Here is a 255-nt window from a genome sequence, read left to right as displayed (position 1 = left end):
CTCAAGGCCTGGGCGAACAGCCAGCCCTGACCGAACTTGACTCCCTCACTGCTGAGAAACACGGCTTGCGCTTCATGCTCGATGCCCTCGGCAATCACTTTCAGATCCAGTGCCTGCGCCATGTGAATGATGTGCGGAGCAACGCCGCTGCTGGCCGCGTCATGACCGAGTGCGTCGATGAAGGCCTTGTCGATTTTCAGGCAATCCACCGGCAACGTTTGCAGGTAGGCGAGGCTGCAATAACCGGTGCCGAAA

Annotated in this window: 1 protein-coding gene; it reads right to left on the bottom strand. The window is 58.8% G+C overall.

Features of this window, described 5'->3' with window-relative positions:
• Positions 1 to 255: EAL domain-containing protein (locus ACR9ZK_RS22630; RefSeq protein ID WP_481344172.1), on the bottom strand; the 255-nt coding region annotated here is incomplete at both ends.

The sequence above is a fragment of the Monashia sp. HAY1-5C genome (genome assembly GCF_056755255.1).
Note: the sequence above shows the minus strand (reverse complement) of the source record. Positions and strands in the feature narration are given on the sequence as shown.